Annotated in this window: 14 protein-coding genes; 7 read left to right on the top strand and 7 right to left on the bottom strand. The window is 72.5% G+C overall.

Translation table 11 applies throughout. From position 1 onward, the window contains the following. Positions 1 to 18 precede the first annotated feature (18 nt). The 4 genes from ACFPM7_RS01050 (at position 19) to ACFPM7_RS01035 (ending at position 4,464) form a co-directional block, all read left to right on the top strand. A complete protein-coding gene (locus tag ACFPM7_RS01050) occupies positions 19 to 477 on the top strand; it encodes an SRPBCC family protein (RefSeq protein ID WP_378242730.1) in 459 nt (152 codons plus the stop codon). Positions 478 to 568: 91 nt separating this feature from the next. After that, positions 569 to 2,764, top strand: coding sequence for a hypothetical protein (locus ACFPM7_RS01045; protein ID WP_378242728.1), 2,196 nt, complete (start codon positions 569 to 571; stop codon positions 2,762 to 2,764). Positions 2,765 to 2,775: 11 nt separating this feature from the next. After that, positions 2,776 to 3,669 carry a phosphoribosylaminoimidazolesuccinocarboxamide synthase gene (locus tag ACFPM7_RS01040; RefSeq protein ID WP_378242726.1) on the top strand — a complete coding sequence of 298 codons (894 nt, stop codon included), beginning with the start codon at positions 2,776 to 2,778 and terminating at the stop codon, positions 3,667 to 3,669. A gap of 51 nt (positions 3,670 to 3,720) precedes the next feature. After that, on the top strand, positions 3,721 to 4,464 hold the full coding sequence (locus ACFPM7_RS01035) for a DUF2334 domain-containing protein (protein ID WP_378242723.1): 744 nt from the start codon (positions 3,721 to 3,723) through the stop codon (positions 4,462 to 4,464). On the opposite strand, the gene ACFPM7_RS01030 is transcribed toward ACFPM7_RS01035, so the two are convergent. Next, on the bottom strand, positions 4,416 to 6,134 hold the full coding sequence (locus ACFPM7_RS01030; RefSeq protein WP_378242721.1) for a S8 family peptidase: 1,719 nt from the start codon (positions 6,132 to 6,134) through the stop codon (positions 4,416 to 4,418). The two genes, ACFPM7_RS01035 and ACFPM7_RS01030, sit on opposite strands and share 49 nt — an antisense overlap. A gap of 164 nt (positions 6,135 to 6,298) precedes the next feature. Next, on the bottom strand, positions 6,299 to 6,934 hold the full coding sequence (locus ACFPM7_RS01025; RefSeq protein ID WP_378242719.1) for an MBL fold metallo-hydrolase: 636 nt from the start codon (positions 6,932 to 6,934) through the stop codon (positions 6,299 to 6,301). A gap of 49 nt (positions 6,935 to 6,983) precedes the next feature. Between ACFPM7_RS01025 and ACFPM7_RS01020 the strand changes: the two genes are divergently transcribed. Continuing rightward, positions 6,984 to 8,465 carry an aldehyde dehydrogenase family protein gene (locus ACFPM7_RS01020; protein ID WP_378242716.1) on the top strand — a complete coding sequence of 494 codons (1,482 nt, stop codon included), beginning with the start codon at positions 6,984 to 6,986 and terminating at the stop codon, positions 8,463 to 8,465. Positions 8,466 to 8,768: 303 nt separating this feature from the next. Here the strand turns inward: ACFPM7_RS01020 and ACFPM7_RS01015 are convergent, their stop codons facing one another. The 3 genes from ACFPM7_RS01015 to ACFPM7_RS01005 all read right to left on the bottom strand — a co-directional run bounded on the left by ACFPM7_RS01015 (position 8,769) and on the right by ACFPM7_RS01005 (position 11,602). Then, positions 8,769 to 9,329, bottom strand: a complete 561-nt coding sequence (locus tag ACFPM7_RS01015; RefSeq protein ID WP_378242714.1) for an ArsR/SmtB family transcription factor — start codon at positions 9,327 to 9,329, stop codon at positions 8,769 to 8,771. A gap of 84 nt (positions 9,330 to 9,413) precedes the next feature. Continuing rightward, a complete protein-coding gene (locus ACFPM7_RS01010; protein ID WP_378242712.1) occupies positions 9,414 to 10,256 on the bottom strand; it encodes a MaoC family dehydratase in 843 nt (280 codons plus the stop codon). Then, positions 10,256 to 11,602, bottom strand: coding sequence for a 3-oxoacyl-ACP reductase (locus tag ACFPM7_RS01005; RefSeq protein WP_378242710.1), 1,347 nt, complete (start codon positions 11,600 to 11,602; stop codon positions 10,256 to 10,258). The genes ACFPM7_RS01010 and ACFPM7_RS01005 overlap by 1 nt, the downstream gene beginning before the upstream one ends. 90 nt (positions 11,603 to 11,692) lie before the next feature. Here ACFPM7_RS01005 and ACFPM7_RS01000 point away from each other — a divergent pair, with 90 nt between their 5' ends. Continuing rightward, positions 11,693 to 12,973 (top strand): acetyl-CoA C-acetyltransferase, encoded by a 1,281-nt coding sequence (locus ACFPM7_RS01000; RefSeq protein ID WP_378242708.1) that lies wholly within the window; start codon positions 11,693 to 11,695, stop codon positions 12,971 to 12,973. 53 nt (positions 12,974 to 13,026) lie between these two features. On the opposite strand, the gene ACFPM7_RS00995 is transcribed toward ACFPM7_RS01000, so the two are convergent. Both ACFPM7_RS00995 and ACFPM7_RS00990 read right to left on the bottom strand, forming a co-directional pair. Further along, positions 13,027 to 13,185, bottom strand: coding sequence for a hypothetical protein (locus tag ACFPM7_RS00995; protein WP_378242706.1), 159 nt, complete (start codon positions 13,183 to 13,185; stop codon positions 13,027 to 13,029). Next, on the bottom strand, positions 13,158 to 13,292 hold the full coding sequence (locus tag ACFPM7_RS00990; RefSeq protein WP_378242704.1) for a hypothetical protein: 135 nt from the start codon (positions 13,290 to 13,292) through the stop codon (positions 13,158 to 13,160). The genes ACFPM7_RS00995 and ACFPM7_RS00990 overlap by 28 nt, the downstream gene beginning before the upstream one ends. 219 nt (positions 13,293 to 13,511) lie before the next feature. Between ACFPM7_RS00990 and ACFPM7_RS00985 the strand changes: the two genes are divergently transcribed. Continuing rightward, a complete protein-coding gene (locus ACFPM7_RS00985; RefSeq protein WP_378242702.1) occupies positions 13,512 to 14,705 on the top strand; it encodes an AAA family ATPase in 1,194 nt (397 codons plus the stop codon). The last annotated feature ends 79 nt before the right edge of the window (positions 14,706 to 14,784 follow it).

Genomic DNA, 14,784 nt, shown 5'->3' with positions numbered 1-14,784 from the left:
TCGGTAGGATCTGGCCCTGTGAGCACACCTGACGCACAGGGCCAGATCGCCGTCTCGGCCTCGGCGGCGCGCGTGTACGAGCTGGTCAGCGATCTGCCCGCGATGGCGAGGATGGCCGAGGAGTTCGCAGGCGGGCGCTGGCTGGGCCGCGACACCATCGCCCGGGTGGGCGCGCGTTTCCGCGGCTCGAACCGGCGCGGCGTGCGGTTCTGGACCACCGTCGCCACCGTGACCGCCGCCGCCCCCGACAAGTTCGCCTTCCGGGTCAGCTCGATGGGGCTGCCGGTGTCGGAGTGGGCCTATGAGATCACCCCGACCGAGTCCGGCTGCCGGGTCGTGGAGAGCGCCTGGGACCTGCGGCCCGGGTGGTTCCGCCCGCTGACCGTGCTGGCCACCGGGGTGACCGACCGCAAGGCCCGCAACCAGGCCAATATCGCCACCACGCTGGCCCGGCTCAAAGCGGCCGCCGAGGGGTAGGTCGGTTGCCCATCGCGACCAAACCCCTGCCCAGGGCGCGGGTCGATCTCTATGATCGACCTGCCGGGCGACTACAGGGGGTGGTTCCGCGATGACGAGCAGCGACGGCGAGCGCAGGCTGGACCCGCACGACGAGCACCCCCCGGCCTGGGCGCACATCACCGCGGCCGAGGTGCTGCGGCGCACGGCAGAGCAGGACAGCGGCGGCGTGCTGCGCAGGCGCAGACTGGCCACCCCCGCCGTGCTGAAGTGGGCCGACCGCTACATCACCGGCACCCTCGACCTGCGCAACACCGAGTTCGCGCTGCTGGAGTTCGAGCGCTGTCGCTTCGAGAACGCCCCCGACCTGCGCCAGGGCAAGCTCGCCGGGATCGAGTTCCACGACTGCGTGCTGCCCGGCCTGCAGGCGCGCAACCTGCGCACCGACAACGACCTGGTGCTGCTGCGCACGTTCGTGCGCGGCACCGTCGACCTGACCGACGCCGACGTGCGCGGCACCGTGGTGCTGCGCGACAGCACGCTGGTCAGCCGCAACGGCAGGCCCGCGCTGCACGGCGACCGGCTGCAGGCCGCGGGCGCGCTGCTGGCCGCGCGGCTCTCGGCCAAGGGCGAGATCCGGCTGCCGGGCCTGCGCACCGGCGGCAACGTCAACTTCGCGGGCGCGGTGCTGGACAACCCGAAGGGCTTCGCGCTCAACGGCAACGGCATGCAGGTCGGCGGCAACCTGTACTTCACCGTCTGCCCGCAGGGCAACCCGTTCCGCAGCGTCGGCCAGGTCTTCCTGCCGACCGCGCGGGTGGAGAGCGACCTGTCGATGCGCGGCGCGCGGCTCTCGCCGAGGACCGAGCACTCCCGCGCGGTGCCGCCGGACGACCCGTTCTTCGACCCCAACGCCACCCTCGTCGCGGACCGGTCCAAAGTGGATGGCAATGTGAACCTCGACCGCGGGTTCACCAGCACCGGCACCGTGCGCATCGTCAACGCCACGATCGGCGGCTCGCTGCGCCTGGCCGCCTCCCGCGTCGACCTCTCCGGCGGGCACGAGGAGTTCGTGGAGATGGGCGTCAAGGCGGGCCCGTACTCCGATCGCTCGCTGCACCTGGACGGCACCGCCGTCGGCAGCAACATCGACGCCCGCGACATGCGGGTGGCCGGGCAGGTGCGGCTGGTCGAGGTGGCGGTGCAGGGCAGCGCGCTGTTCGACCGCGCGGTGATCAGCAACCGCGGCGGCGACGCGGTGGAGGGCAGGCGCTTCAGCGTCGGCGGCAACCTCGACGCCCGCGCGGTGCTGGTGTTCGGCTCGGTGCTGCTGTCCGGGGCCAAGATCGAGGCCAACCTGGACCTGCGCGGCAGCAGGCTGCTCGCCCCCGGCGTCTACCACCGCGACGGCTCGGTGAAGCCGTCGCTGGACCTGCGGGTGGCCCGCGTCGGCCGGGACCTGATCTGCGCGGCGGGCGACGAGCCGTTCTCCGCCCACGGCGAGATCCGGCTGCGCCGCGCCGAGGTCGGGCAGGTCACCGACTTCACCGGCGCCGAGCTGGGCAACAGCCACAACGCGATGACGGTCAACGCCTTCGGCTTCCAGACCCAGGAGCTGCGCCTGGCCGTGGCCTCCCCGCCGCGCGGGCGCGTCGACCTCGCCCACGCCAAGTGCGCCTCGCTGCTGGACAACGCCGCGTTCTGGTCGGCCCAGGGCCGGATAGAGGTGGACGACTTCCGCTACGAGTCCCTGGCCGACCCCATCCCGCTGGATGACGACGAGCGGGTGCTGACCAGGCTGGGCTGGCTGCGCAAAGGCCTGCGCGAGACCTACAGCCCCGGCCCGTACGAGCAGCTCGCGGCCATGCTGCGCGACGCGGGCAACGAGGAGCACGCCTCCACGGTGCTGGTGGAGAAGCAGCGCCGCCGCTACGCCGCCCTGGCCGACGGCGCCCGGTTCACCGCGCCGGGCATCCGGCTCTGGAGCTGGATGCAGCGCGCCACGGTCGGCTACGGCTACCGCCCGACCAGGGCGCTGACGTGGCTGCTCACCTTCCTGGTGATCGGCACGGTGTGGTTCTTCACCATCCCCGAGCCGCCGGAGTCCAACACCGACGACGAGCTGGTCTGGAACCCGCTGCTGTACACATTGGACCTGCTGGTGCCGATCGTGGACTTCGGGCACAAGAACAAGTGGACCGTCGTCGGGGTCTCGCAGTGGATCTCGGCGGTGTTCATCGCGCTGGGGTGGATCTTGGCCACGACCGTGGCGACGGGTCTGACGCGGCTGCTGCGCCGGGGCGGCTAAGCTGCGCGAACGTGGCCACGCTCGCTGAGTACCCCCTGATCGCCGCAGGCAAAGTGCGGGAGCTCTACGCCGTCGACGACGACCACCTGCTGATGGTGGCCTCCGACCGCGTCTCCGCCTACGACCACGTGCTCAGCACGCCGATCCCGGACAAGGGCCGCGTCCTCACCGCGATGAGCGTGTTCTGGTTCGAGCTGCTGGCCGACAGCATGGAGAACGCGGTCCCGCACCACATGGTCGCCTACGACGACCCGCGCATCCCGACCGAGGTCGCCGGGCGGGCGCTGCTGGTGCGCAGGCTGGACATGCTGCCGGTGGAGGCGGTGGCGCGCGGCTACCTGGCGGGCTCGGGCACCGCCGACTACCGGGCCACCGGCGCGGTCTGCGGCGTCGCGCTGCCCGAGGGCCTGACCGAGGGCTCGCGGCTGCCCGAGCCGATCTTCACCCCGGCCACCAAGGCCGAGATCGGCGCGCACGACGAGAACATCGACTTCGGCGCCGTGGTCGGCCTCATCGGCGCGGACCTGGCCGAGCGGGTCCGCGCGCTGACCCTGGACATCTACCGGACCGCGGCCGCGCACGCCCTGGACCGGGGCATCATCCTCGCCGACACCAAGATCGAACTCGGGCTGCGCGGCGGCGAGGTCGTGCTCGGCGACGAGGTGCTGACCCCGGACTCCTCGCGCTACTGGCCGACCGAGACCTGGGAGCCCGGCCGGGCCCAGCCCTCCTACGACAAGCAGTACGTCCGCGACTGGCTGACCTCGCCCGCCTCCGGCTGGGACCGCGCCGCCGACGGCCCTCCGCCGCCGCTGCCCGACGAGGTGGTCGCCAACACCCGCGCCCGCTACGTGCAGGCCTACGAGCGCCTGACCGGCCGGGAGTTCGCCGACTGGATCGGCTGAGTCAGCGCCGGGGCCACCCGCGCGTCAACCGCGTGCGGTGTCCTCGACGCCATGACGGCCCGCCTGCTGGTGTCCCTGTCCGGGATCGGTGCCCGGAGCCTGGCGAGCGCCGACGCGCTCGCCGACGACCTCGACCGGCGCGGGGCGCCGCTGTCGGTGCTCATCACCCCGCGCGGCGTCGACCCCGACGTCGCCGACTGGGCGCGCGGGCGGCCGGTGCTCGCCCACGGCTACGACCTCACCGCGCCGCGCGGCCGGGGCAGGAAGGCGGAGTTCGCGGGGCTGCCCGCGCACGAGGCCGGGCTGCGCCTGACCGCCGCCGTGGCCGCCCTGGACCGGGCGGGCCTGCGCACGAGCGCCTTCGCCCCGCCGCGCTGGCTGGCCTCGCCCGGCACGCTGACCGCGCTGCATGCCCTGGGCTTCACCCGCTGCGCCGACCTGCTCGGCGTGCGCGACCTGGTCGGCGGGGGTGCGGATCGGGGCAGGGTGCTGGCGGTCGGCGCGTGGCCGGAGCACCTGGACAAGCAGTGGTGGCGCCACGCCGTGGTGCGGGCCGCGGGCCGCTCGGCCCGGCGCGGCGGACTGGTCCGGCTGGCCGCCGACACCGGCGACCTCGCGCGGCCGGGCGGGCGCGACACCCTCCTCGCCGCGGTGGACGCCGCGCTCGCCGCGGGCGCGGCGGCATCGGCCTACCCGGGAACGGGGACGGCCCCCGCCGGGGCGGGGGCCGTCGTGCCGCTCTGGCGTCAGAAGGTCAGCTTCCAGGAGTTGATGTACCCGGTGTCGCTGCGGTAGGTGTCGCGGACCTGGAGCTTCCAGGTGCCGTTGGCGGCCTCCGACGAGGCGTTCACCGTGTAGGTGGTGATCACGTTGTCGGCGGAGTCCGACGTGCTGGAGTTCTTCAGCCGGTAGGCGGTGCCGTCCGGGGCGATCAGGTCGATGACCAGGTCACCGCGGTAGGTGTGGCGGATGTCGACGCCGACCTGCAGGTTCGACGGCGCGTTGCCGGTGCGGCCGGTGACGGCGATGGAGCTGGTGATCGCCGCGCCCGCGTCCGGGATGGTCACGTCGGTGGTGTTCTCGAAGGTGCCGCCGGGCGGGGTGGTACCGGTGTCGACCGCGGCGAAGGCGTCCACCCGGCCCTCGCCGAAGAAGTTGTTCTTCGCCGTGGTGCCCTGGCAGCGGCTGTCGGAGCAGGACAGGTCGTCGGCCTGGGTGGCCAGCAGCTGGCGCAGCTGGGCCGGGGTGGCCGACGGGTTGACCGACTTGAGCAGCGCGGCGACGCCCGCGACGTGCGGGGAGGCCATCGAGGTGCCGGACATGCTGGAGTAGCGCCCGCCCGGGACGGTGGAGTAGACGCTGTCGCCGGGCGCGGCCACGGCGATCTTGTCGGTGCCGAAGTTGGAGAACGACGACTTGCCGTTCGCGGAGGTGATCGAGGAGACGTTCACGACGCCGGAGACCTCACCGGGCACCTTCAGGCAGGAGTTGCTGATGGTGCGGTTGCCCGGGGTGGAGTCGTTCGGGCTGGAGGAGTCGCTGGTCTTGTTGGCCAGGTTGTAGTTCTCGTTGCCCGCCGCGGCGACGTTGAGCACGCCCTTGCCCTCGGCGTAGTCCACCGCCCGCTTGACGCCTTCCAGGATCGCGTCCTGGTCGAGGTTGTTGGGGCAGTTGAACATCCACGGGTCGGTGTAGTAGCTGTTGTTCGTCACCTCGAAGCCGCGGTCGCCGGAGAAGACGAACGCGCAGATGGTGTTCTCCGGGAAGAACAGCCCGCTCGGGTTCTCCGCGATGCGCACCGAGGCGATCTTCACCCCGGGCGCCACGCCGACCGCGCCGCGGCCGTTCTTGGCGGCGGCGACGGTGCCCGCGACGTGCGTGCCGTGGGTGCCGGTGTCGCGCCAGGCGCCCGTCCTGGTGTCGAGCTTGCCGTAGGCGCAGGAGGCGGAGTTCGCGGCGTCGAAGTTGGCCTTGAGGTCGTAGTGCTGGTCGTCGACGCCGGTGTCGAGGATGCCGACGGTGACGTTCGCCGAGCCCGGGTTGACCGCCCAGGCCCGGTCCGCGCCGATCTGGCTCATGTCCGAGCGCACCGGCTCCCCGGTTGCGGGGGTGACCTGCGACGGGTTCGCCGGGATGGCCGGGTTGGCCGCCGCGGCGGGCACGTCGGAGGTGCGGGTCGCGCCGACCTTCTGCACCCCGGTGACCGAGCGCATGCGGGTGGCGAAGTCGGTGGCGGTCGAGTGGGCGACCACGACGCCGATGGCGTCGTAGGAGGCCCAGACGGTGCCGTTGTTGGTGCCGATGGCCGTCTTGGCCCCCGCGGTGTCGCCGGGGGCGGTGATGACCAGGTAGGCGCGGTTGCCCGCGGCCGGGGCGGCCTGGGCCGGGGTGGCCGCCACCAGGACCCCGGCGCCGGCGACCGCGGCGGTGACCGCGGCGCGCAGGGCGCGTGAACGCAGGAACACGTTTCCTCCGATGTGTCCGCGGGGCGGGTGCAGGGGCCGCCCCGTCGTGGCTAATGAGGGGACCGGAGGCGGTTCGGGACGCGCGGGCGGCGAAGATGCTCCGCGCGGGTGAGTGCGGGGTCTATCTGCGCACCGCGCGCGCCGGGGTTTCGGCGCTCGGGCACTCAGACCTCGGTGGTGTCGGCCAGGGGGAGCACGACGAGCTTCGCGCCGTCGGGGGCCAGGCCGTCGAAGCGGGCCAGGGAGATGTCGATGCCCGCGCGGCTGAGCGTCATCTCGTGGATGGGCACCGCGGCCCTGGGCGCGACGGCGCGGAAGAAGTCGACGGCCTCCGACAGCTTCAGCCAGGGCGCGCCGGTGGGCAGGCCGAGCACGTCGACGCGCTGCTCGGGCACGTGCAGGGAGTCGCCGGGGTGGTAGAAGGCGCCGTGGTCGATGACGTAGCCGACGTTCGGCGGCACCTCGACCTCGGGGTGGATGCTCGCGTGCGAGCCCCCGACGGCGGCGATGGCCGCGCCCGCGACCTCGGCGTCCTCGCCCGCGTGCAGCACCCGCGCGTCGTGTCCTGCGAGGTCGACGGCCGACGCCGGGTCGGTGATCAGCTCGGCGTGCGGGTTGGCGGCCAGCAGCGCGGCGAGCCGGTCGACGTCGAGGTGGTCGGCGTGTTTGTGGGTGACCAGCACGGCGTCGAGGTCGCGCAGGTCCTCGAAGCCGTGCGACCAGCAGCCCGGGTCGACGAGCAGCCGGGCGGTGCCGGTCTCCAACAGGACGCAGGAGTGGCCGAAGTGGGTGATCCGCACGCCGCACAGGGTATCGCCAGCCCCCCGTACCGGCGGGTAGCTTGGCCGCATGACGACCGTTCAGGCGAACACGTTCGAGTCGCTCAACCCGGCGACGGACGAGGTGGTGGGCGTCCACCCGGTGCACTCGGCCGAGGACGTCCGGGCCGCGGTGGCCGCCGCGGGACCGGCCGCGGACTGGTGGGCGGGCCTCGGCTTCGCGGGCCGCGCCGAGCGCCTGACCCGCTGGAAGGGCGTGCTGACCCGCCGCGCCCAGCAGCTCGCCGAGGTCGTCCACGCCGAGACGGGCAAGCCGCACGGCGACGCGATGCTGGAGATCGTCCTGGCGATCGACCACACCGCCTGGGCGGCCCGCAACGCCCGCAAGGTCCTGGGCGCCAAGCGCCGCCCGTCGGGCCTGCTGATGGCCAACCAGGCCGCGACGGTGGAGTACCAGCCGCTGGGCGTGGTCGGCGTGATCGGCCCGTGGAACTACCCGGTGTTCACCCCGATGGGCTCGATAGCCTACGCCCTGGCCGCGGGCAACGCCGTGGTGTTCAAGCCCAGCGAGTACACCCCCGGCGTGGGCCGCTGGCTGGCCGACAGCTTCGCCGAGGCCGTCCCCGAGCACCCGGTCCTCCAGGTCGTCACCGGCTTCGGCGAGACCGGTGCCGCCCTCTGCCGCTCCGGCGTCGCCAAGATCGCCTTCACCGGCTCGCCGGGCACCGGCCGCAAGATCATGGCCGCCTGCGCCGACACCCTCACCCCGGTCCTCATCGAGGCGGGCGGCAAGGACGCCCTCCTGGTCGACGCCGACGCCGATCTCGCCGCCGCCGCCGAGGCCGCCGCGTGGGGCGCGATGTCCAACGCGGGCCAGACCTGCACGGGCGTGGAGCGCGTCTACGTCCACGAACGCGTCTACGACTCCTTCCTCACCCACCTGACCGACCAGGCCACCGGCCTCAGGGTCGGCTTCGACGGCGACGCCCAGATCGGCCCCATCACCATGCCCGGCCAGATCGACATCATCCGCCGCCACATCGCCGACGCCCTCTCCCGCGGCGCCCGCGCCCTCATCGGCGGCCCCGTCCCCGAAGGCGAGCGCTACGTCCAGCCCACGGTCCTGGTGGACGTCCCCGAGGACTCCTCGGCGGTCCGCGAGGAGACTTTCGGCCCGACCATCACCGTGACGAAGGTCCGCGACATGGACCAGGCGGTGGAGCTGGCCAACGCCACCGCCTACGGCCTGGGCGGCACCGTCTTCGCCAAGGCGCGGGGGATGGAGCTGGCCCGCAAGCTCCGCGCGGGCATGGTCAGCGTCAACTCGGTGATCAGCTTCGCAGGCATCCCGTCACTTCCCTTCGGCGGCGTGGGCGAATCCGGCTTCGGCCGCATCCACGGCCCCGAGGGCCTGCGCGAGTTCGGCCGGGCCAAAGCCATCACCCGCCAACGCTTCAAGGCCCCCCTGAACATGACCACCTTCGCCCGAACGCCCACAGTGGACGCCCAGGTCGCCAAGCTGATCACCCTGCTGCACGGCAAGCGCACATGACGCACTGAACCCGCCACGCCTACGCCTTTGTCCACAGCCCCCGGTACTGCACGGGAAACCACCGCCCCCACAGCGATAACCTGGCGGCGGGGGGCCGGATGTCGGGCCTGTCACCGCGGCGAACGCGCTTCGCCCGCCGAGACCGCCCGGCCGCCGCGATGTCATCGGCGTTGCGCTGGACAGCGAGCTGGTAGAGAGCATCGGGATGCATGGTGTTCTCCTTCGGGTAACCATCGGGAAGGCAGGAGCCATCGGACCGGCACCCACGTCGGTGCGGCCTGGCCGGATCAAGGACCTACAAGGTCAGGGCGTCTCCGCCGTGCCCGGAATCGCGTAGCTCATCAGCTGGAACCGCACCGGCCGCGACCCGCTGGGCCGGTTCTCCAGCTCGTTGCGCCCGGAGTAGCGCTGGAACAGCGCCTCGATGTCCTCGCGCAGCTGACTGGCCTCAGCGGCGGTGAGGTGCTGTGTCATGCCGGTGAACCCCCCGAACCCGCGCCAAGCGTCCGGCTCGCGGTCGTGCGTGCGCAGATAGTCGCGCATCCGCTGAAACTCGTGCTCCAGCAACGCTTCCGTGGCGGCCTCGGCGGCGAGGGTGTCCTCCTCGCTGAGCCCGTCATGGGTGTAGCTCTGCTCTCGATCAATGAGCCGCCAGGGCTTCTCCCGCCCCTGACCGCCCTCCGCCTGCTGCACGAACCCGTACTTGGCCAGCATGTTCAAGTGGTACGAGCAACTGGCCACGCTCTCGCCCACAGCCTCAGCGCACTGCGTGGCCGTCGCCGACCCGTTGATGGTGAGCAGGTCGATCAACTTCCACCGCAACGGGTGCGAGAGCGCCTTGAGCCGCTTCGGGTCGCTGATCATCTTCCGGTCCGCCATACATATCAAGCTACCTTGCTAAAGCACTCTTGAGCAAGAGTTCTTTAGCAAGATTCCTTGATATACCCCTCAGACCGTGATGACCCCTTCCAGGTGCGGCTTCCCCTTGCGCACGTCGACGAGCCCGAACCGGTACCCGTCCTCCACCCGCACCGACGAGAACGCCACCTTCGCGGGCAGCAGCACCGGCAGCTTGAACCGCACATCGACCGTGTGCGCCTCAGGCAGCCTGCCCTCGTAGGCCGCCAGACAGCGCGCCTTCGTCCACATCCCGTGCGCGATCGCCCGCCTGAACCCGAACAGCCGCGCCGACAGCGGGTGCAGGTGGATCGGGTTGCGGTCCCCGGACACCTCCCCGTACCGCCGCCCGATGTCCTCGGGCACCCGCCACACCGCCGACGGCGCCCCGGGCGCCGAGCCCGACCCAGCCGACGACGCCCCCGACCCCCCGCCGCGCACCAGGTACGTGCTGGTGTCGTGCCACACCGCCTCGCCCGCCGCGAACGCCTGGCTCACCATGTCGAACTGCCTGCCCTTGGCGTGCGGGCGCAGGTTCTCCACGTGCACGCGCAGGTCGAACTCCTCGTCGACGCGCAGCGCCCGGCTCTGGCTGATCCGGTTGCGCAGGTGCACCGACCCGATCAGCGGGAACGGGAAGTCAGCGTCGGTCATCAGCTTGACCTGCATGGGAAAGGTCAGCACGTGCGGGTACGTGGCAGGCAGCTCGTCGGCGAGCCGGAACCCGCAGACCCGGTCGTAGGCGGCCAGGTGAGCGGGGTCGACCCGCACGCCCCGCCACTGGTAGACGCGCTCGGGCAGCTCGTCGCCCCCGCGCTTGGTGAGGCCGGCGACGGCGGCCTTCGGGTAGAGCAGGCCCAGGCTCGGGGACTCGCCGAGATCCACCACCGCCATCACGCCCCCAGCAGGCTCTGCCCGCACACCCGCACGACGTTGCCGGACACCGCCCCCGACGCGGGCGCGGCGAACCACGCGACCGTCTCGGCGACGTCGACCGGCAGGCCGCCCTGGGACATGCTGTTCATCCGCCTGCCCGCCTCGCGGATGACCAGCGGCACGGCCGCCGTCATCCGCGTCTCGATGAAGCCGGGGGCCACCGCGTTGATGGTGATGCCCTTCTCGGCGTAGCGCGGCGCGTAGGCATCGACCATGCCGATGACGCCCGCCTTGCTCACCGCGTAGTTCGTCTGGCCGACGTTGCCCGCGATGCCCGCGATCGAGGACACCCCGATGACCCGCCCGCCCGAGCGCAGCGCGCCGGACTCCAGCAGCGCGTCATTGACCCGCAGCTGGCAGGCCAGGTTGACCTGCACGACCGACTCCCACGCGGAGTCCGTCATCTTGGCCAGGGTCTTGTCGCGGGTGATGCCCGCGTTGTGCACGACGATGTCGACGCCGCCGTGGCGCTGGGTCAGGAACTCCACGAGGGCGTGGGGCGCGTCGGCGGCGGTGATGTCGAGCTGCAGGGCCAGGCCGCCGACCTCGTTGGCCACCCGCACCAGGTCCGCGCCCTGGGCGGGGATGTCCAGCAGGACGACCTTCGCGCCGTCGCGGGCCAGGACCTCGGCGATGGCCGCGCCGATGCCCCGGGACGCCCCCGTGACCAGGGCGACCCGGCCCGCCAGCGGGGCGGCCCAGTCCTGCGGGTCGGGCGCGTCGCCGCCGTGGCCGCCGATCCTGATGACCTGGGCGTCGACGTAGGCGGACTTGGCGCTGAGCAGGAACCGCAGCGTCGACTCGGCCTTGTCCTCGTGGCCGTCGGCGACGTAGACCAGCTGCGCGGTGGCGCCGCGCTTGAGCTCCTTGCCGACCGAGCGGACGAAGCCCTCCAGCGCGCGCTGGGCGATGGCCGCGCCCGGCTCGCCCGCGCTCTCCGGCGGGGTGCCGAGCACGACGACGCGCCCGGAGCCGGCCACCGAGCGGATCACGGGGTGGAAGAAGTCGTACAGCGCGCGAAGGCCCTCCGGCGAAGTGATGCCGGTGGCGTCGAAGACGAGCGCGCCGTAGGCCGGACCCCCGGGCGGCGGGTCGGTGAGCACCTCGGCGCCCGCGGCCTTGAGCACCGCGCCGACCTGCTCCAGCAGCCTGCCGCCCGGTGCGGCGCCCAGCAGCGCCGGGCCGGGCAGCGGCGGCTCGCCGGGCCGGTGGCGGCGCAGCGGCGTCGGGTTCGGCAGTCCGAGTCGCTTCACCAGTGCCTTGCCCACGCCGGTCGTGCTGAACTGCTGGTAGCGGTCCGTCATCCGCGCATCCTCCCTACTCCGTAGTATTCTTACTGATGAGTAGGTTAGGATCGTACCCCAGAAACCGACCCGTGTTCAGGAGGAAAGGCCATGGCCCCGAGTCGCGTGCGCCGGGTGGCGATCGTCGGCGGGAACCGCATCCCGTTCGCGCGGTCGAACGGGCCCTACGCCCAGGCGTCGAACCAGGACATGTTCACCGCGGCGCTCGACGGCCTGGTGGCCCGCTTCGGCCTGCGGGGGCAGCGCGTCGGTGAGGTCGCCGCGGGCGCGGTGCTCAAGCACAGCCGCGACTTCAACCTCGCGCGCGAGAGCGTGCTGGGCAGCAGGCTCTCCGCCGAGACACCCGCCTACGACGTGCAGCAGGCCTGCGGCACCGGCCTCCAGGCCATCGCCCAGGTCGCCAACAAGATCGCCTTGGGCCAGATCGACTCGGCCATCGCCGGGGGCGTCGACACCACCAGCGACGCGCCGCTGCAGGTCAACGACAAGCTGCGCCGCATCCTGATCCAGCTCAACAGCGCCAAGACTCTCGGTCAGCGCCTCGCCCTGCTGTCCAAGCTCCGCCCCGGCCACATCGTGCCGGACATCCCGCGCAACGCCGAGCCGCGCACCGGCCTGTCCATGGGCGAGCACGCCGCGGTCACCGCCAAGGAGTGGGGAGTCGGGCGCGAGGCCCAGGACGAGCTGGCCGCGGCCAGCCACCAGCGCCTCGCCGCCGCCTACGAGCGCGGCTTCTTCACCGACCTGGTGACCCCCTTCCAGGGCCTGACCCGCGACCAGAACCTGCGCCCGGACTCGTCGGCGGAGAAGCTCGCCACGCTCAAACCCGCTTTCGGCGGCCCCGAGGGCACCATGACCGCGGGCAACTCCACCCCGCTCTCCGACGGCGCGTCCACCGTGCTGCTGGCCACCGAGCAGTGGGCCAAGGAGCGCAAGCTGCCCGTGCTGGCCTACCTGACCTTCACCGAGACCGCGGCCGTGGACTACGTGCAGGGCGGCGAAGGCCTGCTGATGGCCCCGGCCTACGCCGTGCCGAGGATGCTCGCGCGGGCCGGGCTGTCACTGCAGGACTTCGACTTCTACGAGATCCACGAGGCGTTCGCCTCGCAGGTGCTGGCCACGCTGGCCGCCTGGGAGGACGAGGCGTTCGCCAAGGAGAAGCTGGGCCTGACCGAGCCGCTCGGCCCGATCGACCGGGCCAGGCTCAACGTCAACGGCTCCTCGCTGGCCGCCGGCCACCCGTTCGCCGCGACCGGTGGGCGGATCGTGGCGACGCTGGCCAAGCTGCTGGCGGAGAAAGGCTCGGGCCGGGGCCTGATCTCCATCTGCGCGGCGGGCGGCCAGGGCGTCACGGCGATCCTCGAACGCTGATCTGCGCACCTCTACGGCTCTCTAGCGTGAGTGCTAGAGAGCCGTAGAGGCTGCTAGGCCGGGGCGGACACCCGGCGGCGCATGACGAGGTTGTTGCCGATCAGGGCCGCCGCGGTGACGGCCGCGCCGAGCAGCTGCGCGGGCACCGGCACGGTCTCGGTGGCCGCGGAGACGGCGAAGGCGGTCAGCAGGACGACGTCCGTGAACAGCACGCGTTGAGCGGGGTGGTGACCCGGTTGCCGGTGTTGCAGGCCAGCACCCCGGCGACCAGGGCCAGGCACACCAGCAGCCCCGGCAGCACCTCGCCATAGGCCGACACCGCATCGACCGCTCGACAAGCCGCGCGCCCTCCGCCTGGGCGCCATGGTTGATTCCCCCCGGTGCGGACCGACCCCAAGTCGCGGTCCGTACACGCCTCAGGACGCGCAGGCATTGCCAGAGAGTTGAGTGATCCACGCCACACACAGGCGGGCGACACGCGATACCGCTTTCTGCCCGTGTATCGGACAGGGCCTATACGCGCCGATAACGTCCGAGGATGGACCCCATCCGCAATCCGTTCGCCCCCGGAGCCGGTCAGCGGCCGCCCGAGCTGGCCGGGCGGGAGAAGGAGCTGGCCGCCTTCGACGTCGTGCTGGAGCGGGTCGCCAGGGGCAGGCCCGAGCGCAGCCTGGTGCTGACCGGCCTGCGCGGCGTCGGCAAGACGGTGCTGCTCGGCGAGCTGCGGTCGATGGCGGTCCGCCGGGGCTGGGGAGCGGGCAAGATCGAGGCCCGCCCGGAGTCCGACCTGCGCCGCCCGCTGTCGGCCGCGCTGCACCGGGCCATCCGCGACCTCGCTGTGCGCCACCGGGCGCCGGACCGGGTCGAGGGCGTGCTCGCCGTGCTGAAAGCGTTTGCGCTGAAGTCGAACCCGGGCGAGGCGAAGCTGCGCGACCGCTGGCAGCCGGGCATCGACGTGCCCGCCGCGGCCGGGCGCGCCGACTCCGGCGACATCGAGATCGACCTGGTGGAGCTGTTCACCGACGTCGCCGAGCTGGCCCAGGACGTGGGCACCGGGGTGGCGGTGCTGATCGATGAGATGCAGGACGTCGGCGCCGAGGACGTCTCGGCCCTGTGCGCGGCCTGCCACGAGCTCTCGCAGTCCGGCGCGCCGCTGGTCGTGGTGGGCGCCGGGCTGCCGCACCTGCCGACGCTGCTGTCGGCCAGCAAGTCCTACTCCGAGCGCCTCTTCCGCTACGTGCGCATCGACCGGCTCGCCAGGGCGGACGCCGACCAGGCGGTGCTCGTCCCGGTCGAGCGGGAGGACGCGGGCATCGCCCCGGACGCACTCGACGCGCTGTTCGAGCGCTCCGGCGGCTACCCGTACTTCATCCAGGCCTACGCCAAGGCCGCCTGGGACGCCGCGCCCGCCGATCCGATCACCGTCGAGGACGTCGCCGTGGCCGCCCCGGAGGCCGAGTCGGAGCTGGCCGTGGGCTTCTTCGGCTCGCGCTACGAGCGGGCCACCCCCGCCGAGCGGGAGTACCTGCGGGCGATGGCCGAGCTGACCGAGGGCCGCGACGAGGGCGCGAGCACCGCCGACGTGGCCGTGCTGCTGGGCCGCAAGCCCTCGTCGCTGTCGCCCGCCCGCGACAGCCTCATCAAGAAGGGCCTGGTCTACAGCGCCGAGCGCGGCCGGATCGCGTTCACCGTGCCGCACTTCGGCAAGTTCGTCCTCACCATGGAGGACTAGAACCACCTCGCGCGGACTCCCCGATCAGAGTCGTCTCACCGTGTCTAGCGACGACGCTAGACAGCGGGATAACCCGGCA

The organism is Actinokineospora guangxiensis (assembly GCF_042657845.1).
GTDB lineage: Bacteria > Actinomycetota > Actinomycetes > Mycobacteriales > Pseudonocardiaceae > Actinokineospora > Actinokineospora guangxiensis.
The sequence above is the reverse complement of the archived record's forward strand: the minus strand, read 5'-3'. Positions and strand labels throughout refer to the sequence as shown.